The 20,196-nt window shown below is 50.4% G+C and carries 16 protein-coding genes; 10 read left to right on the top strand and 6 right to left on the bottom strand.

Features of this window, described 5'->3' with window-relative positions; genetic code table 11:
- Positions 1-7 precede the first annotated feature (7 nt).
- The 6 genes from MWL85_RS10870 to MWL85_RS10845 form a co-directional block, all read right to left on the bottom strand.
- Entirely contained in the window at positions 8-859 is an 852-nt protein-coding gene (locus MWL85_RS10870) for a Fe-S cluster domain-containing protein (RefSeq protein WP_244400727.1), read from the bottom strand.
- A 57-nt stretch (positions 860-916) separates the two neighbouring features.
- Positions 917-1,327, bottom strand: coding sequence for a SoxR reducing system RseC family protein (locus MWL85_RS10865; RefSeq protein ID WP_021903813.1), 411 nt, complete (start codon positions 1,325-1,327; stop codon positions 917-919).
- A 166-nt stretch (positions 1,328-1,493) separates the two neighbouring features.
- A complete protein-coding gene (locus tag MWL85_RS10860; RefSeq protein ID WP_244400726.1) occupies positions 1,494-1,694 on the bottom strand; it encodes a hypothetical protein in 201 nt (66 codons plus the stop codon).
- Between the two features lie 327 nt (positions 1,695-2,021).
- Positions 2,022-2,498, bottom strand: coding sequence for a preQ(1) synthase (gene queF, locus MWL85_RS10855; protein WP_018028421.1), 477 nt, complete (start codon positions 2,496-2,498; stop codon positions 2,022-2,024).
- 307 nt (positions 2,499-2,805) lie between these two features.
- Positions 2,806-3,441, bottom strand: a complete 636-nt coding sequence (locus MWL85_RS10850) for an OmpH/Skp family outer membrane protein (RefSeq protein WP_244400725.1) — start codon at positions 3,439-3,441, stop codon at positions 2,806-2,808.
- A gap of 30 nt (positions 3,442-3,471) precedes the next feature.
- Positions 3,472-3,699, bottom strand: a complete 228-nt coding sequence (locus MWL85_RS10845) for a hypothetical protein (protein ID WP_244400724.1) — start codon at positions 3,697-3,699, stop codon at positions 3,472-3,474.
- 157 nt (positions 3,700-3,856) lie between these two features.
- On the opposite strand from MWL85_RS10845, the gene MWL85_RS10840 reads away from it, so the two are divergent.
- The 10 genes from MWL85_RS10840 to MWL85_RS10795 all read left to right on the top strand — a co-directional run bounded on the left by MWL85_RS10840 (position 3,857) and on the right by MWL85_RS10795 (position 19,980).
- Positions 3,857-5,323 (top strand): aminoacyl-histidine dipeptidase, encoded by a 1,467-nt coding sequence (locus MWL85_RS10840; protein WP_021902523.1) that lies wholly within the window; start codon positions 3,857-3,859, stop codon positions 5,321-5,323.
- A complete protein-coding gene (locus tag MWL85_RS10835; RefSeq protein ID WP_244400723.1) occupies positions 5,304-6,431 on the top strand; it encodes an endonuclease/exonuclease/phosphatase family protein in 1,128 nt (375 codons plus the stop codon). The genes MWL85_RS10840 and MWL85_RS10835 overlap by 20 nt, the downstream gene beginning before the upstream one ends.
- Positions 6,431-6,907 (top strand): 23S rRNA (pseudouridine(1915)-N(3))-methyltransferase RlmH, encoded by a 477-nt coding sequence (locus MWL85_RS10830; RefSeq protein ID WP_244400722.1) that lies wholly within the window; start codon positions 6,431-6,433, stop codon positions 6,905-6,907. The genes MWL85_RS10835 and MWL85_RS10830 overlap by 1 nt, the downstream gene beginning before the upstream one ends.
- Positions 6,900-7,676, top strand: a complete 777-nt coding sequence (gene truA / locus MWL85_RS10825) for a tRNA pseudouridine(38-40) synthase TruA (RefSeq protein WP_244400721.1) — start codon at positions 6,900-6,902, stop codon at positions 7,674-7,676. The genes MWL85_RS10830 and truA overlap by 8 nt, the downstream gene beginning before the upstream one ends.
- Positions 7,677-8,039: 363 nt before the next feature.
- The gene (locus MWL85_RS10820) at positions 8,040-11,096 is read left to right on the top strand and encodes a SusC/RagA family TonB-linked outer membrane protein (RefSeq protein WP_018028429.1); all 3,057 of its coding nucleotides are present in this window, start codon (positions 8,040-8,042) and stop codon (positions 11,094-11,096) included.
- 15 nt (positions 11,097-11,111) lie between these two features.
- Entirely contained in the window at positions 11,112-12,596 is a 1,485-nt protein-coding gene (locus MWL85_RS10815) for a RagB/SusD family nutrient uptake outer membrane protein (RefSeq protein WP_244400720.1), read from the top strand.
- A gap of 10 nt (positions 12,597-12,606) precedes the next feature.
- Positions 12,607-13,380, top strand: a complete 774-nt coding sequence (locus MWL85_RS10810; protein WP_244400719.1) for a DUF4843 domain-containing protein — start codon at positions 12,607-12,609, stop codon at positions 13,378-13,380.
- A 12-nt stretch (positions 13,381-13,392) separates the two neighbouring features.
- A complete protein-coding gene (locus MWL85_RS10805; RefSeq protein WP_244400718.1) occupies positions 13,393-14,826 on the top strand; it encodes a hypothetical protein in 1,434 nt (477 codons plus the stop codon).
- A gap of 28 nt (positions 14,827-14,854) precedes the next feature.
- The gene (locus tag MWL85_RS10800; protein ID WP_244400717.1) at positions 14,855-17,356 is read left to right on the top strand and encodes a zinc-dependent metalloprotease; all 2,502 of its coding nucleotides are present in this window, start codon (positions 14,855-14,857) and stop codon (positions 17,354-17,356) included.
- A complete protein-coding gene (locus MWL85_RS10795) occupies positions 17,356-19,980 on the top strand; it encodes a zinc-dependent metalloprotease (protein ID WP_244400716.1) in 2,625 nt (874 codons plus the stop codon). The genes MWL85_RS10800 and MWL85_RS10795 overlap by 1 nt, the downstream gene beginning before the upstream one ends.
- Positions 19,981-20,196: the final 216 nt, after the last annotated feature.

Raw genomic sequence — 20,196 nt, 5'->3', positions numbered from 1 at the left:
GTACTGATCACGCCTCCGCTGTCTCTACTACAGGCTCCGCCTTAGGTTTGCGGGGAGGGAAATTAACCTCGTGGATCGCTCCAGTAGGGCACGCCTCTACACACTTGCGGCAGAGACGGCACTTATTGGGATCAATATAAGCAAGGTTATTAGCAATGGTGATCGCTTCAAACTTACACTCCTTGAAGCACTTCGAGCAGCCGATACAGGCATTATCACACGCCTTCTTAGCCACACCACCCTTCTCCTTATTCACGCAAGAGACAAAGACACGGCGGCCCTTAGGTCCCTTCTTGCGGAGTTCAATAATCATCTTTGGGCAAGCCTTCACACAGGCGCCGCAGGCAGTACAACGCTCCTCATCCACCTCAGGCAGTCCCGTAAGCGGATTCATCTTGATCGCATCAAAGCCACACGCCAGTGTACAATCGCCTAGGCCGAGACAGCCAAAGGTACAACCCGTCTCACCGCCATAGGTCGCTGCTGCTATCGCACAGCTACTAGCTCCATCGTACTGATTGACCTTGGGGCGGGCATCGCAGGTACCATTGCATCTCACCACCGCCAGTTGGGGCTCCGCCTCTACCGCAGTACGCCCCAAGATGTCAGCCACCTTGAGCATCGTATCATTACCACCTACGGTACAAAATAGCCCCTCCATCGACTCCGCTTCCACACAGGCACGTGCAAAGCCAGAGCAGCCAGGATAGCCACACCCTCCACAGTTAGCACCAGGGAGCGCCTCATTCACCAGCTCAATACGAGCATCCTCCTCTACGTGGAACTTCTTAGAGACCACAAAGAGAAGCAGGGCTGCAAGGGCACCTACAATGGCAAGGAACAGAATCGTCACTATCATAACTTATTGCTTATTGATATATATAATTCGCTGTGGCATACTACCGCCACCATACATTCACTTCACCAACTCCGCACGGAGCTTAAACGTCTGGTTGAAATAGCCACCCAACAACTTCAGGAGCCCCGCATAAAGCAAAAGCACCCCCACAAGCGATACCAATAGGATCTCTTCACTCACCCCCGCCATATTCATCCCGATGGAAAGCACTGCCAAGAGGATAATCGGTATCACAAAGGCAAAGAGCACCGCCTTCAGAGGGCTACCCCCCTTAGCTGGGATCAAGCGAACCCGATCACCCACCTGCACTCCGAGGGGGTAATCCGAGACCTCAATCAACTGTTCATCCTTATCCGAAGAGAGACAAGCGCCACGAGCGTGGCAAGTGCTACAGGCCGAGCGACGCTCTATGAGCACCACGATCCTATCGTCCTTTATCTGACTAATTGTCCCCTCTTTGCAGTCCATAATGTAGGTGTGTCGTTATAGGTTGTTGTTAAGTCGCGTAGCCTTTTTATCTCTCCTCTACAGAGTCGGTGAGTAGAGGGTTCAGCTTCCCATATGACCAAACTGTAGCAAAAGTACAAAAAAAATACAACGCCTCCTAAAATACAATGACGAATGATTTCCGTAATCACTCCAAAAGCACCTCAAAGAGCCCTTTAGGGAGTGCCTGATCGGACAAGTCGGACGCCGCACCGAATAGGGGGAGATAGGGTATTGTCCGACCTGTCTGACTTGTCCGACTCGTCCGATGAGGAAACCAACTATTGGAGGTGGCGGGAAAACGGTCGGAGAAGGGCTTTTGCAACTCTCTGATAATCAGTACGATCATCTGATCAAAAACTGAGATGCAACTAAGCAATTGCTTTGTTGCATCTCGCCGTTTGCTTAGTTGCAACTCGCCGATCGCTTAGTTGCAACTCAACTTTTGCCCTGCTCCAAGGAGAAAATCTATGGGTGTGTTTATTGAGAAGAAAACCCCTCTGGAAGATGGGGATCTTTATCGGGAGCGTCTTATCGGACAAGTCGGACAGATCGGACAAGTCAGACAGGTCGGACGTCGCGCTAGATGGGGGTAGATAGGGGATTGTCCGACTTGTCCGACTTGTCCGATCTGTCCGATAAGGCACCCCCCCGACTAGGCCCCCCGACATGGGGCTTACTGGTGGTTGGCGAGGCGGTCGAGGGCGAGCTGCTCGAACTTGGTGCCAGGGCGACCGTAATTGGCGTAGGGGTGGATGGAGATGCCTCCTCGTGGGGTGAAGATACCGGTTACTTCGATGTAGCGTGGGTCCATTAGCTCTACGAGGTCGTCGAGGATGACGTTGACGCAATTCTCGTGGAAGTCGCCATGATTTCGGTAGCTAAAGAGGTAGAGTTTGAGGCTCTTACTCTCGACCATCTTGATATCGGGGATGTAGGAGATGATGATCTCGGCGAAGTCGGGTTGGTGGGTGATGGGGCAAAGGCTGGTAAACTCTGGGCAATTGAACTTCACCCAGTAGTCTCGCCCAGGGTGCCTATTCTCGAAGGTCTCCAGAACGGTAGGATCGTACTCTGTAGGGTATTTGGTGCTGCCACTCCCGAGTAGAGAGAGGGATTGGCGTAGCTCTTGCTCTGTTGCTTGCTCTTTCATATATTTAATTGATATATATAGAGCCACACCTCAGTTGGCATGTTGAGGTGTGGCTCCTTGTATTACTTTATAGTGGAGATTTCCTCTCTTTGAGACTATTGCACGAGTGCGATCTGCTGCGTTGCTTTCGGAATTCGGTCTCGGTCACGTACGTGAGTACGCTCCCTTCGGCCTCATCCTTTTGTGTGTGCCTGGTGCCCTACGTGCACCTTGCCCTCAGCGCCGGGCATCTCATCCCTCGTGCAAAGCCTCAGCACATTTTACAAAATGTGCGAGAATGTGGCACTTCGTGCAACATTCTCCTCTATCACTTTTTCTCGGTGGTCTCCTCCTTCTTAGCAGGAGTGTAGCGGTCGTTGAGGTACTTAGTCACCTGAGTGGTGATGTCGTAGCTCTTATCGGCACAGAGGATATTATCGTGGGCCTTATTGCTCAGGATCATCTGGTACTTACCCACCTCGTTATTGTACTGCTGTACATGTGCCATGATGGTGTCGGAGAGGGCTTGCATCTTATCGGCCTCTAGCTGCATCAGCTCCACCTGTAGCTTTTGGCTCAGCTCTTGGAGTTGCTGCTGTAGCTTCATGATGCGCTCCTGCTCGCGCTGTGCACGTCCTTGATCGAAGAATGCATTATTCTCCACCTTACGCTGAAACTCCCTAGCCTCGCTCTCAAAGTTACGCTGCTTTTGATTGAAAGTAGCTTGGCGGCTCTCCATCTCGCGCATCAGCTCGTCCTGTACTTGATTGGCATACTTGTAATTGGCGAGCAGGCTATCAAGGTCTACATAAGCTATAGGAAGGCGTGCAATGGTACTATCGCCTACTGGGGTAGCTGTAGCTTGGTTGTTGCTCTGCTGGTCACTCTTATTACAACTGATGGTGGCCAAAGCTAGCACGAGGGCTAGCGTGAGTGCTGATAGGGTGTTGGATTTGATCATCATTATTACTAAATCGGTAATTAAAGTGTGCAACTACTGTATACGCTCCTCCTTGGCTACACGGTCGAAGAGATTCTGGTGCCGCACCGCATCTTTGTGCTGGTGGCGGTGGCAGGTGATCCCCTGCTCCTCAAGCTTTGGCTGGCCCTCTACGTGTGTATTTGGGAAGCCCCAACGCTTGGTGAAGAAGACCCTCACTCCAAGGAGTAGGACGCATATAGCAACGACTACGAGCGTTATGAGTAGCATCTTTATCATCATTTCTCAAAGATTTAACGGATACAAAGGTAAGTTTTTTATCAACAGCCGCAAAGGTTTTAAGTCTTTTTACACATATCCGCTCCTCTATTAGGAGAGAAAAGGGTATCTTTACCACTGAAATGAATTATTGAACAATCATAATATAATCGTAGAACGTATGACAACACACGAACCAAAAATTGTCTTTAAGTACTTTGATGAGATCACCAAGACTCCTCGCCCAAGCAAGAAGGAGGAGAAGATGATCGCTTATCTTGAGAACTTTGCCAAGGAGCACAATATTGAATACCACAAGGATAAGGTGGGTAACATAGTGATGAAGAAGGGGGCTACCAAGGGGATGGAAGACCGCAAGAGCATCATTATGCAGAGCCATATTGATATGGTATGCGAGAAGAATAATGATGTGGAGTTTGACTTTGAGAAGGATGCAATCCGCACCAAGATTGTGGATGGCTGGCTCAAGGCAGAGGGAACGACACTGGGTGCCGACAATGGTATCGGCGTAGCTACTCAGCTGGCTGTATTGGCAAGTGATGATATTGAGCATGGTCCGATCGAGGCACTCTTCACTGTAGATGAGGAGACTGGTCTTACCGGTGCGATGAATGTGGAGAAGGGCTTCTTTGATAGCGATATCCTCCTCAACCTCGATAGCGAGGATGAAGGGGAGATGTTTGTAGGCTGTGCTGGTGGTATGGGTACCATGGCGGAGTACTACTATGAGCCTGCTTATACCGACCCCAATCTCACCTATATTGAGATCAAGGTGAGCGGTCTGAGAGGTGGTCACTCGGGTGGTGATATCCACCTAGGTAGGGGCAATGCGGTGAAGATCCTTGCTCGTGCTCTCTATGGTCTGGCTGATGATGTGGACTATGTATTGGGTAGTATCCAAGGCGGTAACCTCCACAATGCGATTGCTCGTGAGGCACATGCGGTGATCGGTATTGACCCAAGTGACCGTGAGCCGGTAGCAGCTTGGATCAATACTTTCTCTAGCGAAATTCATAATGAGCTGAAGGCGGTAGACCCAGAGGTGGAGGTGCGTGCTTCTACTACGGAGCAACCTAAGTGGTGCATCGACGCTCAGACTTCTGCCAACCTGATCAATGCTCTGATCGCTTGTCCTCACGGCGTACTCGGCATGAGCCACACCATTGAGGGATTGGTGGAGACCTCTAATAACCTCGCTTCGGTGAAGATGATCGAGAGTGAGGAGGGATACCCTGTAATCTATGTAGAGACTAGCCAGCGTAGCTCGGTAGAGAGTGCTAAGCGTATGGTAGGGGATATGGTGACTGCGGTATTTGACCTCTCGGGTGCTTATGTATCGGAGCGTGACGGATATCCAGGTTGGGAGCCTAACCCTGAGTCGGAGATTATGGAGGTAGCAAAGAGAACATACAACGACCTATTCGGCAAGGATCCAAAGATCATGGCGATCCACGCCGGTCTGGAGTGCGGTCTCTTCAAGGAGAAGTACCCACACCTAGATATGCTCTCCTTTGGTCCTACGATGCGTGATGTACACTCCCCTGAGGAGCGTCTGGAGCTGAAGACGGTAGAGATGTGGTGGAAGCATCTGCTAGCGATCCTCAAGAATGCACCACGCAAGGCGTAAACCGATATTTACAATTAGCTATCCAAAGCCACCACAAGCCTTCGTGCTGGTGGTGGCTTTGTGGCTATTAAGTGCTTTTGTAGTCCCTCCCCTATCAGCTCAAGAGAGGACGAATAGCAAGGAGACGATCGGGCGTATGATGTTTTATAATGTAGAAAATCTATTCGATACGATTGATGACCCACTCACCGATGATGATGCCTTTACCCCCGAAGGCATCTACCATTGGACTGAGGGGCGGTACCGACGCAAGTGCGAGCACCTGGCATGGGTGATCAGTAATGTGGGGGAGTGGAGATTCCCCTCGCTGATTGGCATGGTGGAGGTGGAGAATAGTGACGTGATACGGGACCTCGTGAAGCACCCGACGCTTAGCTCAGTGACGTACGACTATGTGGTGACGAATGGCTCTGACCCTCGTGGTGTGGATGTGGCACTCCTATGGGACCAAAAGCGGTTTGCCTATATTGAGGCATACGAGATTCCGCACTACGGAGCGACCGACTGCTTTCCTCTAGGCCAAGACCCTCGCACACCGAGCGAGGCAGATGGGAGCGGGCGAAATACGCTGTGGGTGACGCTGGAGCATCGAGCCACACAACGTAAGTTGGAGCTATTTGTGATGCACAACCCGAGCCGACGTGGAGGGGTACGAGCGACTTCGCAGAAGCGGGAGCGGGTGAATGCCAAGGTGCGGAAGCTCATCGACCATCTGCTGGAGGAGGACCCTAGCCGCTATGTGGTGGTGATGGGCGACTTTAATGACAACCCCTCTGATCCCTCAATGCGACGGGCACTCAGAGCGGGGGGCATTGAGCACAATACCCAACCTAAGCAACGCTTTCTCTACAATCTCGCCTACCCACTTTATAATGGGGGTAAGGGGACGCATCGCTTTGGGAAGGAGGTGTGGATACCCGACCAAATCATCGTATCAGGGGGGCTTTTTCTCGGAGAGGAGCCACTACTGAGGGAGCGACGCCAGCAGATCTTTTCGCACCCGGAGCTACTGACGAAGGATGGGAAGCACCTCCATCGCACTTACCTCGGCACGCACTACACTGGGGGCTACTCCGACCATTTACCTATATATATAGACTTATACTGATGCAAGGGATCAAACTACTCTTTGTGGGCAAAACGGATAGCCCGGAGATACAGAAACTGATGCAGGAGTACCAGAGACGCCTCTCACGCTTTGTGCCGATAGAGGTGGAGGAGCTGCCAGACCTGAAGAACCGAAAGCGGCTGAGCCAAGAGGAGCAGAAGCTGGAGGAGGGGCGGCTGATCAAGGCTGCGATAGGTCCGCAGGATCAGGTGGTGCTACTCGATGAGCGGGGCAAGGAGCCGACCTCTCTGCAACTCGCTAAGATGGTGGAGGGGTGGCAGATGACGGTGGCACGCAAACTGGTACTGGTGATCGGTGGACCTTACGGTTTTTCCGATGAGATCTACCAAGCCTATCCGGAGCGTCTCTCCTTGAGCTGTCTCACCTTTAATCATCAGATGGTGCGCCTCTTCCTTATTGAGCAAGTCTACAGAGCCTATACGATTATCCACAACCACCCTTATCACCATGAGTAGATTTCTGATTGAGTTACAATACGATGGCACCGACTTTGTCGGCTGGCAAGAGCAACCCAATGGCCGTACGGTGCAGGGAGAGCTACAGGAGCGGCTCTCGACCATCCTCCGACAACCGATTAAGGTGGTGGGGGCGGGGCGAACCGATACGGGGGTTCATGCCACTTCAATGGTCGCCCACCTAGATGTGAGCGAGGAGATAGGGGAGCGACTCCCAGAGGCGATCTTTCGGCTCAATCGCTTCCTTCCGCCCGATATATTGATCCTGAAGCTGCAGAGCGTTGCTCCCGACTTTCACGCACGTTTTAGTGCCACCAGTCGGAGCTACGGCTATTACCTCACCCTCTACCCTAGCCCATTTCGGCGGAAGTACCATACGCTGGTGACCACTCCGCTTGACTTTGAGCAGATGAATCGGGCGGCAAGTCAGCTCCTAGGTCGGCACGACTTCTCTTCCTTTGCCAAGAAGCACTCCGATGTCACCAACCACTTCTGCTCCGTCACCCAAGCGGAGTGGCAGGACTTGGGCGATGGGGAATGGGTCTTCAAGGTGACGGCCAATCGATTTCTCCGAAGTATGGTTCGGGCACTCGTAGGCACACTCCTAGAGGTGGGGATGGGCAACCTCACCCCCGAGGAGTTTGCGGCGATCCTAGAGCGTGCCGATGATGAATACCCCTTCAATACCGCCTCCGCCACTGGCCTCCGCCTAGAAGCGGTCACCTACCCACCCCACCTCCTCGGCACCCCCCTCTTCCAAGGCACCTAATCAGGGGGGGGGGAGAGTGCCTAATCGGACGAGTCAGACAAGTCGGACAGGTCTGACGAGTCGGACAGGTCGGAGGAAAGGACCTCGCAGAGGTCCTTTACCCATAGACACTCCAATGAATACCACACAAACACTTCTAATGCGTAACCCCTGCATCCTCCTTATCCATAAACACGTCTATGAAGACCAATCGGTAAGACCTTTCTAATGCGTTAACTCTGACCTAATAGTTGACATCGGGCATTAATTTTCTTATATTTGTAAAATTATTTCCCAACTCACTGTAGGTTTTCAATATAGCCACATTGAGAAGGGTCAACCCAATATTAAGATATTCACATATCACCCACTCAGAATTAAAACATGAATAGAATGACAAAATGGAATGCTCCACGTGAGCTAATGGGCCTACTCTCAGTGGGTCTGCTACTCCTATTGCTACCTATTTCTCTACACGCTAGTAGGTCAGTGCTCCCCACTTCAGAGGAGCTAACCGAGCTTCAGAGCGATGGTAAGAAAGTGGTTAAGGGAGTGGTTTTGGACGACCTAGGCGAGCCTCTCCCTGGCGTCGGAATCCGCATCAAAGGGATGAAGGGCGCTTGGGGCACTAATGCCTCTGGTAGGTTTGAGATCCCTGTAACCAAGGAACGAGTAATCATGACCTTTTCGTTCGTGGGCTTTAAGACCGTAGAGCAAGAGGTAAAAGCTGGCGCTGAGGTCACCATTCAGTTGGAGGAGGATGTGGATCTCCTTGACGAAGTGGTGGTGACTGGTTACATGACTAAGAATAAGAGCAGCTTTACAGGTTCGCAGACAACTGTGGATAAGAAGCAGATCATGAGCATCGGCACCAAGAACATTCTGCAGAGCCTTGAGGCATTTGTCCCTGGTATGGTGACGATGGAGAATAGTGCTATGGGATCTAACCCTAACGCACAGCAGGAGATCAACATCCGTGGTCGTGCCACCTTTGAGGGAAAGGCCAATATGCCGGTCTTTGTGGTGGATGGTTCTATCGTCTCGAGCGAATTTGTCTTTGATATGGATATGAACGAGGTGGAGAGTGTGACGGTACTTCGTGACGCCTCCGCTACAGCACTATACGGTGCTAAGGGCTCGGCTGGAGTGATTGTGATCACCACGAGAGCACTGGAGGGTGGTAAGCTGAAGCTCCGCTACAATGGAACGATACGTACCTCTTTCCCCGACCTTTCGGACTATCACCTTCTCAATGCATCGCAAAAGCTAGAGTACGAAAGACTGGCAGGGCTCTACAATGATGCAAACCCTCAGCACCGATATGAGTTGGATAAGAAGTATGCAGCTCTTGCTACAGAAGTGGCTAGAGGAGTGGATACCGACTGGCTCGCAAAGCCACTGAGAGTGGGAGTTTCTCAAAACCACAATATCAATGTGGATGGAGGTGACGATTACGCTCGCTACAGCCTTGGGCTTCGCTATGGTAAGGACGCCGGTGTGATGAAAGGCTCTGGTAGAGATCGTCTTAACTTTACCTTTAACCTCTCCTACAGTCGTGAGAATCTATTTTTCATCTCTAATCTAGCTCGTGTGAGCTTTGTGAATAGCTATGATTCGCCTTATGGTGACTTTACCAGTTTCGTGAATGCCAACCCCTATGATAGTCCTTACGATCAGACTGGCGAATTGCGTCAGCTCCTGAATCATAATCTCCGCAACCCTCTCTACGAGGCGTCGGTGGGGAATAAGAGCAACTCTAGCAACTTCGACTTTTTCAATACCACAACTCTACGTGTGTGGCTTGGCGACTTTCGAATTGATGGTGATGCGACTTTCCAAAGAGGGCGCTCTAATAGCCTAAGGTTCGTCTCCCCACGATCGGGCGAATTTGCTACTACTAAAAACTTAAGCCAAAGGGGTAGGCTCTCAGAGACTTTCCGACGCTCTACCGACTTTGCAGCGAAGCTACTGCTTTCGTACAATAAGAATGTGATTGACGACCTCTTCCTCAGCGTGATGGGCGGTAGTAACATCGAGTATCGCTCCTCTCAACTATCGAGCTACTCCTCTATCGGTTACTTCTCTGAGAAGCTAGCCGACCCAGGCTTCTCCTCGGGATATAGTGCCGGTAGCCGCCCAGTGAGTAGTGATGAGATCGTGACGGGTGTGGGCTTCTTTGTCAACCTCAATACGATCTACAAGGAGCGCTACTTCCTTGACTTTATCTACCGCTATGAGGGATCCTCGCTCTTTGGTAAGAACACCCGCTTCGCCCCATTCTGGTCGGCAGGCGCGGGCTGGAATATCCACAAGGAGCCCTTTATGGAGGGGGTGAATGTGGACCTTCTGAAGCTAAGAGTAAGTACAGGGTATCTTGGAAATGTTTCCTTCTCGCCCTACCAAGCCCTTACTACCTACCAGTATGGTGAGCGATTTACCTATGTAAAGGGAGCTGGCTCGGTGCCTATCACGATTGGTAACCCCGATCTGAAGTGGGAGCGGACCATGAATAATAACCTCGGACTAGACCTTAATATCTTCAACGGTCGCTGGGATATGTCGCTCGACCTTTACTGGAAGATCACCGACAACCTACTTCTAGATGTGACGAAAGCCCCATCAGTAGGTGTGCAGACGGCTAAGCAAAACGTGGGCGAGATAGAGAATAAGGGTATCGAGCTCAGCACTAGAGTGGTGCCTATCCGTACTAAGGATTGGAACTGGACCCTTTCTCTAACCGCTTCGCACAACCGCAATAAGATCCGCAAGATCAGTAATGCACTGAAGGCTCAAAACGAGAAGAATATGGAGAAGAATGAGGCTGGCAAGCCACTGCCTATCTACGTGGAGGGTGAGTCGCTATCTACACTAAAGGTGGTACCTTCGGCCGGTATTGATCCTGCTACAGGTAAGGAGATCTACATCAAGCGAGATGGTTCACTCACCTTTGATTATGACCCAAGGGATAAGATCACTGTGGGTGACACCAGCCCTGTGGTATCGGGTATGATGAGCTCTTACCTCACCTACAAAGGTTTCTCACTCACTGCAGGTCTGAGGTACCAGCTAGGAGCTATGGACTACAATACCACTCTCGCTAGCCGAGTAGAGGGAGCCGACCCTAAGAAGAATGCCGATGAGCGTGTCTTCAACGACCGCTGGACAAAGCCTGGCGATAAGGCTTCGTACAAAGATATTGCTGACTCTACGGTACCTATGCAGACCACTCGCTTTGTGTCGGTACACAACTTCCTAGAGCTCAGTACGCTCTCACTGGCTTACGACTTTAAGCCTATTGACCTTAAGTACTTCAATATCCGCAATCTACGCCTCGAGCTGATGGCGAATGATATTTTCCACTACTCTAGCATCAAGCAGGAGCGTGGACTATCGTACCCTTATGCTAGGTCGGTGGAGATGACCATACGTTTTACCCTTTAATGAAGTTAGGATCGAATGATGAAAAAGAATAATATATACCTATTCGTCACCACTCTGCTACTACTTTCTGGTAGCCTTGTGAGCTGCAATAAGTTTCTCGACGTCCAACCCAAGGGAACTTTGCCAGAGGATGTACAGTTTAGCGACGAGCAAGGATTCAAAGATGCCCTCTATGGAGTTTATGCATTGATGGGTGATCAGGCACTCTATGGTGAGAACCTCTCCTATGGATTTGTGGACAAGTTAGGTCAGATGTTTAAGTACATCAACACCGCCAATCTCGACAACGAGATCACCAAGTATGAGTACACTAACCTTAATGTCCGCCCTATCATAGATAATATATGGGCTTCGCAATATTCCACTATCGCCGCGGTCAATCTGATTATCAAGCATGCCGAGACGACCGACCTCACAGGTGAAACTATGGATATCATCAAGGGTGAAGCCTATGCACTGCGTGCCTTCCTTCACTTTGATCTTGTCCGCCTATTCTGCGTAAGGTATGCCGACCGCAGTGGCAAGAGTGGTATCCCCTACGCCTTTGAGGCTGACCAAAATAATAAGGAACTCTTTGATATCGAAGGGGTCTACAAGAATATCCTTGCCGACCTCGACAAAGCGGAGACCCTTTTGCAGAAGGATAATACCCTCAATGCACCACTCGGTCTATCGAAAGACCCCTATTATGATGAGCGCTATTCGGAGCTGAATAAGTATGCTGTGATGGCATTGAAGGCACGTGTCTACTACACTATGGGCGACAAGACCAAGGCCGCTGAGTATGCCCGAAAGGTCATTAATGCCGATGTGAAAGGTAATAGCGAATCAGAGGAGGTGAAAGGGCTAGCTCTGACCAAGCCCAATGAGTTTAAGAATATCAAGAACTTCCCAGGCACAGGGGAGATACTCTTTGGTATCTATGCCGATAAGCAGGCACAGAATATCTACGACCTATTCCTCACCAACCCTCAGTCGGGCAACTTTACCGAGGCGCGTAAAGACCTTAAGGCTCTCTACGAGACCGATAAGTTTACCGCCACCAATACCGATCATCGTTATGCAGCCTTCTACAAGGAGGAGAGCAGAGGCACCTTTGTCTATACCCGACTTATAGAGTCTGAAAACGAATTGACTCAAAAGACCTTCAGGGGCATCCCTCTGATACGTCTGCCTGAGATGTACTACATCCTCTCGGAGAGTCTATATGACACCAATAAGGAAGAGTCCATCAAGCTACTTAATGAGGTACGTGCTAGCCGTGGGTTAGAGCCCATTACAGACAACTCTTTGGATACCAAGGAAAACTATATCCAGGAGATGCTACGGGAGCGGATGCGTGAGATGCCAGGCGAAGGACAGATCTTCTTTGCCTATAAGCTCTACAACCTACCTATCTTAGATCACACTAGTAGCAATCAGAGTTTTGAGCCATCAGAGGAGATCTTTGTACTTCCATGGCCAGAGAACGAAAAGGAGTTTGGTAACGTAAGCAAGTAAATATAAGCATATGAAAAGTACATTATATAAGTCACTACTAATCATCGGTGCCACAGGGGGCCTACTACTAGGTGGTTGCACCACTCCCTTGTCACAAAAGACCGATGAGCTAGGGATATCCACCGACGGTGCGTACCATGGTGAGGGCAAAATATACTTTGACCAACAGACCAAAGCAGATACCCTCATCAATTACTCCTTTGGCCCTAATCCGCTAGAGGAGCAATCTCACGAGGTGAAAATACCTCTCCGTGTACTTGGGGATAAGTCGGAGCAGGCTCGTAGCTACAAGGTCACCATCGTAAAAGATAAGACCACTGCAGAGGCTGGCAAGCACTTCACCCCACTCAAGGAGAGCTACCAATTTAGAGCTGGTGAGTACACCGATACCCTCCGTATCGAGCTACTTCGTAGTGAACTATCTGCCGAAGTCGAAGAGCCCGTACAGCTTACTATTAAGTTAGAGGGAACCACGGATCTACAGGTTGCCTTTGAAAAGCAAAACCAATACACCATCACCTTCAATAACTACTTAGCTATCCCTTCCCCCTGGATCTACTTGGGACCATATTACCTTGGAGACTATCACACACTCAAGTACATCAAGCTATTAGAGGCTTATGACCACGATGAGAATAAGTTTTGGGCCGACGAGAACTTTGGTGCAAAGTTTGCCGAGTGGATGCTCAACATCAAGAATGTACGCGATTACTTCCTAGCTCACCCCGAGCTAGAGGTTCCTCCCATTCCAGATCCATCTGCCTACCTAACATTTGTAGAATAAACAGTCAACGATATGAGCAAAAGATATATTTTAATCGCCCTAGCTACTATGCTAGCACTCTCCTCATGCTTTAAGGATCACAGCACCGAAGCAGACGTGGCCATCACGGAGCTTGTTCCCAAAGGAGAGCTACAAGAGATCTACCGAAGAGCTCAGGGTCTACCCCTGACAATCCCTTGCCCAGAGATAGAGATGAAGGGGGTTGAGAAGCCACTGACCTACTCATGGGAAGTCAATTACAAAGAGGTCTCAAAGGAGAAAGACCTGGTATATCCCTGCAATGAATTCGGCATCTTCCCTGTACGCCTTAAGGTAACCAATGGAGAGACTACACTCTTCTTCACGAGCCAAATCGATGTACAGTACCGGTACCGCAAGGGGATTTACTTCCTTTGGGGTGATGCTTCAGAAGCAAAAGTAGGGTATATTGACCCGCTTCAGCCCAAAGAGGATATCGACCTCAACTCACTGGCTCTCAAAAATCCCAAGGTGACCTTCGAGGGAGAGCCTCACGACCTTGCCTTTTATGCCAATGAGAAGTATGGCTACAAAGGCTTCCTCCTCGCCGCCGGCAAGAATCTATATAGCTTCAGCCCCGACGAGATGAGGTTTTTAAAGCCACTGAAGCTCTCCACCAACGTGGTAGGCTTAATGGGCGACCCTAATGATAAGCTAGGTCCTTTTTTCTACAATGGGCGCTTTGGCATTATGGATGCGGTACTTCTTTCCGTTAATAATCAAGACTATCGAAAAGTGCTGACCCCATTAACCAAGAAAGAGTTTGGACAAGAGCCTTATCTCGCTCCAAGACTACTTTATTGGAGAAAGGTGGGTGAGGCTTCTACCGATGGTTATCTAGTATACGACAATCAAAATGAAGTCCTCCTAGCTAAACACAAAAAGGCTGAGGTGTGGTTCAAGGATGAGACCAAGGGTTATGAGCTACTAGAGATGCTGTCGCTCGACCAATCGCAGCAGATGGTCCTTTACCTCCGCTCAAAGAGCGACAGTTCTATTAAGGAGCTAAAGCTCAAGCCGGGTCTGTATAAGGCGGGTAAGAAGTATAACCACGACAAGGAGCTCACCTACTCTGGAATGGTACCTGCAAATGCCAAGCTAGCTAAAGGAAGTATCCTTGTGGCTGCCTCACTACGCAACCTGATTTATTATACCGACCCTGAGGGGAAAGATATCTATGGGTACAGCATCGTATCGGAAGGCAATTACCAAGGCTCACCACTCCTCAAGACCCCTGCCGGGCAAAAGGTGGTGGATATGAAGGTAGATAAAGAGAGTAAGTATCTCTATATAGCCCTTACCGATGGCTCTAAGTCTACGATTCAGCGGATCGACCTTGAGAATCACCAGGTAGATATGGAGTGGACCGACCTTCAGGTCAAGATCGTGAAGATAGCACTCAGAGAGGACAACCCAACCAATCTATAATTACAAAACAAACGCAGAGTAAAGAGTAATGACAAAGGAGATAAGAGTCCTTACGGCTCTTCTTCTATCAGTAGCACTTCTGTGGGGCAATCCCACTGAAGTGTCTGCTGGTGGGAAGAAGCGCAAGGAGGAGAAGTACGCCAAAGTATTTAAGGATGCCAAGGTAGAGAAAGCGGTTGATGGCTTCCTTGGACTATACAAAAAAGATGGAAAGCTCTACCTAGAGATCCCCAAGTCGGAGCTAGGGAGTGAGCTACTCCTCGGTGCCGCCCTATCGAGTGTCTCAGACGGCACCATCCTCACACTAGGCATGAAGAGCGAGGAGCCGCTCTTGATGAGCTTTGAGCTAAGAGATAGCACCGTAGTAGTCAAGAAAGCCAATACCATCGTCTATGATGATGGAGCCGACGAACAACTAAAGAAGGCGCTCTCTATCAGTTATCGTGACCCCTACGTACAGGCTTTCCCGATTGAGGCATACGCCCCCGACTCAAGTGCTTTTCTCATCGATGCCACCAATCTACTAGCTCGGGAGAATAAGCTGGTCAGCGTCATCCCCAAGCATTCAGGCGAATTTACCCTTTCCGCTACCCCCGAGAGCTCTATGTCTTTTATCAAATCACTGAGCTCCTTTGAGGATAACGTCCAAGTGCGCGTGGAGCTCAATTACAAGCTCTCTGCCACCATGCTGGGAATGGTCTCTGTGGCAAGTGATATGCCCACCACTGTAGAGGCCACCTTTACCCTCATTAAGCTTCCCAAAGAGGCCATGCCGGTAAGGGTTGCCGATACACGCGTAGGCACCTACACCACTACCAAACTACAGTTCCGCCCCGACCTCGATAAGTCCTCAAGCCTCTACCTCGCCAATAGGTATCGCCTGATTCCCCGCGACCTAGAGGCCTATCAGCGTGGCGAGTTAGTAGCTCCGATAGAGCCAATCGTACTCTACCTAGACCCCACCTTCCCCGAAGATTGGAAAGAACCGATCCGACAGGGGGTGCTACAATGGCAAGGGGCACTGGCACAGGCAGGCTTCAAGGATGCCCTTCGCGTGGTAGACTACCCGACTGATGTACCCGACTTTGATCCCGACAACCTTAAGTACTCCTGCATCCGATATATCCCCAATGGAGATGAAGAGATTTATGCCCCTTCGTGGGTGGATCCTCGTACGGGCGAGATCATTGCTTCGAGCCTTCTTGTCTCCAATAATATCGAGAAGCTATTCTACAAGTGGTACTTTACGCAATCGGCATTGGTAGATCCTTCCATTCGTAATACCCCCCTTCCAAAAGAGCGTCGTGATGCCATGCTCACCATGGTAATTGCCCATGAAATAGGGCATATACTAGGGCTGCAGCACAATATGCTTGCCTCTAGTGCCTATCGCACCAAAGACCTACGAGACCCTGCATTTGTTGCTAAGCACGGTATCTCACCCAGTATTATGGACTACGTAAGGCTCAATTACGTAGCTCAGCCCGAGGATCGGGTTCCCTTTGTCCTCCCACAGGTAGGTCCTTATGATAAGTATGTAGTGGAGTGGTTATATCGCTACTTCCCCGAGCACCATGGCGATACCAATAAAGATTCCGAAGTGCTCCAAGCAATGGTCGATAAGAAGAGCCAAGAGCGTATCTACCAGTACCTCCCAGAGCAGAGCTATGCCTTTGACCCACGGGTGATTGCCAATGACCTTGGCGACGACCCGATCGAGAGCAGCACCTTGGCGATTAAAAACCTTCAGCAGATCTCTCACAACTTCCCTGCATGGATCAAAGATGATGAGGATAGCCGAAAGAAGGATGCCCTAGACCTAGTGATAGCACAGCAATTTCATCAGCTCCTCAAAAACGTGATGCATCAGATCGGTGGCATACAGGTTAATCCTGCAAAGCCCACCAAGGAGACCCCACTCTACACCGTGCTCTCCAAAGAGGTACAGCGAAACTCTCTCCGCTGGTGCGTAGATAGGATCAAGGAATTTAAGAGCTACGGCAATCAAGATCTAGAGCGCATGAGCAATATCCGCATTAGCTACTACGACCAGCTCTTCGAATTCCTCATCAACGACCTCTACAATACCCGCATGAGAGTGCTCACCTCCTCTCACATCGTACCGGGGAGCTACTCTCAGGCAGAGTGGTTTGCCGATATGAGCCAAGAGGTCTTTCGGAACATCCGCGAGCATCGCGACCCCACGCACGCCGAGATCTTGTTACAGCGTGGCTTTATCAACCTAGGCAAGGCAGAGGTGAGTGGCACCACGATCCCTACCAAGATGATTCCTGCTGCACTCAAGGAGGAAAATACCCCTACCCTTACCTCCTTTGGCGACCCACAGCGTAGCCCCTACCCTATGATCCGGCTAGAGGATATCGACGAGTCGGGGCTCCACTTTATGATTGCCCTAGAGAAGCTACTCCCTCAGCTAGAGCGCGCAGCGAAAGAGGCAAAGTCGCCCGAGGCCAAAGCGCACTACTCCGTAATGGTATTCAAGACTAAGAAAGCACTTGAAGGAAAGTAATGAAAAGTAATATGATACAGCACTCTAGGCTCCCCCTCCTATTGATGCTTCTCTTTCTGCTAGGGGGCCCAGAGGTCTCGGCGCAGTGGCTCAAGTCCAAGCGTACCTTTGCTAAGGAACAACGTGAGGAGAAGGAGCGTGATAGTAAGCTGAGCCCCTATGAGCGTTTCTTTGAAAAGGATAAGCCCAAGAGTAGCCAAGGAGAGTTCCTAAAGCTACATCAAAAGGAGCAAAGACTCTATATTGAACTACCCGTGGAGCAGCTACAAAAGGAGATGCTGATGGCCGCTACCGTCACCGATGTTTCCAATCCACAGCTCGCGCTCCCAGGCTTTAAGAATAATGGTCCCATCCCTATCCAATTTGTGCAGAAGGATAGCCTCATCACCATGGAGGTGGTGAATAACGACCTGATGCTCGACCAAGCCAGCCAGCACCTCCTGGAGGAGGTAAAGGGGAGCTACACCAATGTCACTCTCCACACCTTTAAGTTGGTAGGCTATGCAACGGATAGCACCAGCTTGCTTTTTGAGGTGACCGACTTCTTCCTCAAAGAGCAGCGTTTCTTTGACGGCTTGGTGAGCAACGTCGGCTCCTACCGGCTCTCCTCTAGCCCCAATTCGGGACTATCCTACATCGATCAGATCAAGTCTTTTGAAAATAATGCCGTCGTTACCGTTGAGCGCTCAGCTATGGTATCGCTAGCCAATCAGAGGGGTACCGCCCTCAAGGATTACCCCGTCACCTATCGCCTCACCTACTCCATTGTAGAGCTCCCCGAGGAGCCGATGATACCGCGACTAAGCGATACCCGTATCGGCTACTTCCTCACGGAGAAAAACATTCTACACACCGAGAGCGGTCAGATAGAGCCAGCCACCTTTGCACGACGCTGGAGGGTAGAGCCACTCCACCCCGAGGTCATTGCCCAGGGCGGCCTATCGGAGGTAAAGAAACCAATCGTCTACTACATAGAGGATACCTTCCCCGAGCGATGGCGTGCCGCTATCAAAGCAGGGGTGCTTAGGTGGAATAAAGCCTTTGAGCGGATTGGACTCAAGGATGTAGTGCAGGTAAGGGACTTCCCAAAGGACGACCCACAGTTCGACCCAGATAATATCAAGTACTCTTGCATCCGCTACATCCCTGTAGGGATTGAGAATGCTATGGGTCCATCGTGGTATGACCCCCGCACAGGGGAGATCATCAATGCCTCGGTGATGGTCTATAGCAATGTGATCAAGACCCTCAACAACTGGTGCTTTGTACAGACCGCACAGCTCGATCCTACCGTACGCACCAAAACGCTTCCCGACGACCGATTTATGGAAGCACTAGAGTATGTGATCGCACACGAGATAGGTCATACCCTTGGACTGATGCATAATATGGCCGCTTCAAGTGCCTACACGGTAGAGCAACTCCGCTCTCCCGAATTCACCAAGAAGTACGGTACCACCCCCAGTATCATGGACTATGCTCGCTGGAACTACGTGGCACAGCCCGAAGACAAAGGGGTCAACCTCAATCCTCCCTTCTTAGGCGTCTACGACTACTACGCCATTGAGTGGGGATACAAGGTGTTCCCTGAGCTAGGTGGCGACTTTATCAAGGAGAGCAAAGCACTGCAAAAGTTTGTAGCAAAGCACGAGAGCAACCGCCTCTATAAGTACGGTGCACAGCAATTGGGACTTCGCCTAGACCCCTCAGCGATTGAGGAGGACCTCAGCGATGACCCTGTAAAGGCAGGTGAGCTAGGGCTACGCAACCTACAGTACATCCTCAGCCACCTCGATGAGTGGATCCAAGACGACCCCGATGCCGACCACCGCAACGACCTCTATGAGCAGATCCTAGGACAGGCCTACGGCTATTACAATAACATCTTTGCCTTTGTCCCTGGCGTCATACTCACCCAGTCCTCGGAGCAGTCGGGAATACCCCGATACCAAGTGCTACCACGCGAGAAGCAACGCGCCGCAGCCCTTTGGTTACTCAATAATGTAGCCAACTTCCGCAAGCTAGGGGAGCAGGCACAAGCAACACACCTACAAGTGGCTGCTTTGAAACCTTTCGAACTAGCAGAGGGCGATATCATGAAGATGGCGATGCTCAATACCAGTAAGCTAGCCATCTCCAATTACTTCGACCCCACCTCCTACTCCCCATTAGAGTATCTAGAGGACGTCTACCAACACGTATTCCGTAAGACCCTCAGTGGAGACGAAAGAGTGAACAGCTACGAGCGGCGTTTTCAGGAGATATTCGTGAGGTACCTAGTGGCAGCAATGGCCTACTCACTAGATAACATCTACCCAGTAGGCTTCAAAGGTAGTGACGACCTAGCACTTCAATTTGCCCAGAACTACCCCCACCTACGCCCTATATGCCCACATACCGAGTGTGAGGAAACATCCATCCAACTCCTCGGATTTGGCAATGACTACGGTATGGTGGACCACCTATGGGCACAGGCAGTCAACCTCACCACCGACTATACCCTCGACTATACCATCAAGGTGAGAAAGCTACTTGAGAAGGTCACAAAAAACACCAGCGACCCTACCCTCAAAGCCCACTACAAGCTACTCCTCAACACCATTAATCGCAGGCTCGAGAAGTAGCCATCCCAACCTACATACAACCAACTGCGAAGCGAGGCATCTCCCAAAAGATGCCTCGCTTTTTATATATAATCCTCCAATTGGTTGTTGCTACTTCTTAATTTGTTTGACGCAGTAGCTTAATGGGAGCGCAATCTGATGGTTACTTAGAAATGATACTTTTGCACAAGTTATTTCAAATACAAACTAAAATGGTGGTAACCGCTTACTGTCACT

The organism is Porphyromonas somerae (assembly GCF_022845615.1).
Classification (GTDB): Bacteria; Bacteroidota; Bacteroidia; order Bacteroidales; family Porphyromonadaceae; genus Porphyromonas_A; species Porphyromonas_A somerae.
This window is presented reverse-complemented; position numbering and strand designations above follow the sequence as displayed.

What these genes read in the sequence shown, in the direction of transcription:
- MWL85_RS10870 (WP_244400727.1), bottom strand. Translation starts at nt 859, where the DNA reads ATGATAGTGACGATTCTGTTCCTTGCCATTGTAGGTGCCCTTGCAGCC.
- MWL85_RS10865 (WP_021903813.1), bottom strand. Translation starts at nt 1,327, where the DNA reads ATGGACTGCAAAGAGGGGACAATTAGTCAGATAAAGGACGATAGGATC.
- MWL85_RS10860 (WP_244400726.1), bottom strand. Translation starts at nt 1,694, where the DNA reads ATGATCGTACTGATTATCAGAGAGTTGCAAAAGCCCTTCTCCGACCGT.
- queF (WP_018028421.1), bottom strand. Translation starts at nt 2,498, where the DNA reads ATGAAAGAGCAAGCAACAGAGCAAGAGCTACGCCAATCCCTCTCTCTA.
- MWL85_RS10850 (WP_244400725.1), bottom strand. Translation starts at nt 3,441, where the DNA reads ATGATGATCAAATCCAACACCCTATCAGCACTCACGCTAGCCCTCGTG.
- MWL85_RS10845 (WP_244400724.1), bottom strand. Translation starts at nt 3,699, where the DNA reads ATGATGATAAAGATGCTACTCATAACGCTCGTAGTCGTTGCTATATGC.
- MWL85_RS10840 (WP_021902523.1), top strand. Translation starts at nt 3,857, where the DNA reads ATGACAACACACGAACCAAAAATTGTCTTTAAGTACTTTGATGAGATC.
- MWL85_RS10835 (WP_244400723.1), top strand. Translation starts at nt 5,304, where the DNA reads ATGCACCACGCAAGGCGTAAACCGATATTTACAATTAGCTATCCAAAG.
- MWL85_RS10830 (WP_244400722.1), top strand. Translation starts at nt 6,431, where the DNA reads ATGCAAGGGATCAAACTACTCTTTGTGGGCAAAACGGATAGCCCGGAG.
- truA (WP_244400721.1), top strand. Translation starts at nt 6,900, where the DNA reads ATGAGTAGATTTCTGATTGAGTTACAATACGATGGCACCGACTTTGTC.
- MWL85_RS10820 (WP_018028429.1), top strand. Translation starts at nt 8,040, where the DNA reads ATGAATAGAATGACAAAATGGAATGCTCCACGTGAGCTAATGGGCCTA.
- MWL85_RS10815 (WP_244400720.1), top strand. Translation starts at nt 11,112, where the DNA reads ATGATGAAAAAGAATAATATATACCTATTCGTCACCACTCTGCTACTA.
- MWL85_RS10810 (WP_244400719.1), top strand. Translation starts at nt 12,607, where the DNA reads ATGAAAAGTACATTATATAAGTCACTACTAATCATCGGTGCCACAGGG.
- MWL85_RS10805 (WP_244400718.1), top strand. Translation starts at nt 13,393, where the DNA reads ATGAGCAAAAGATATATTTTAATCGCCCTAGCTACTATGCTAGCACTC.
- MWL85_RS10800 (WP_244400717.1), top strand. Translation starts at nt 14,855, where the DNA reads ATGACAAAGGAGATAAGAGTCCTTACGGCTCTTCTTCTATCAGTAGCA.
- MWL85_RS10795 (WP_244400716.1), top strand. Translation starts at nt 17,356, where the DNA reads ATGAAAAGTAATATGATACAGCACTCTAGGCTCCCCCTCCTATTGATG.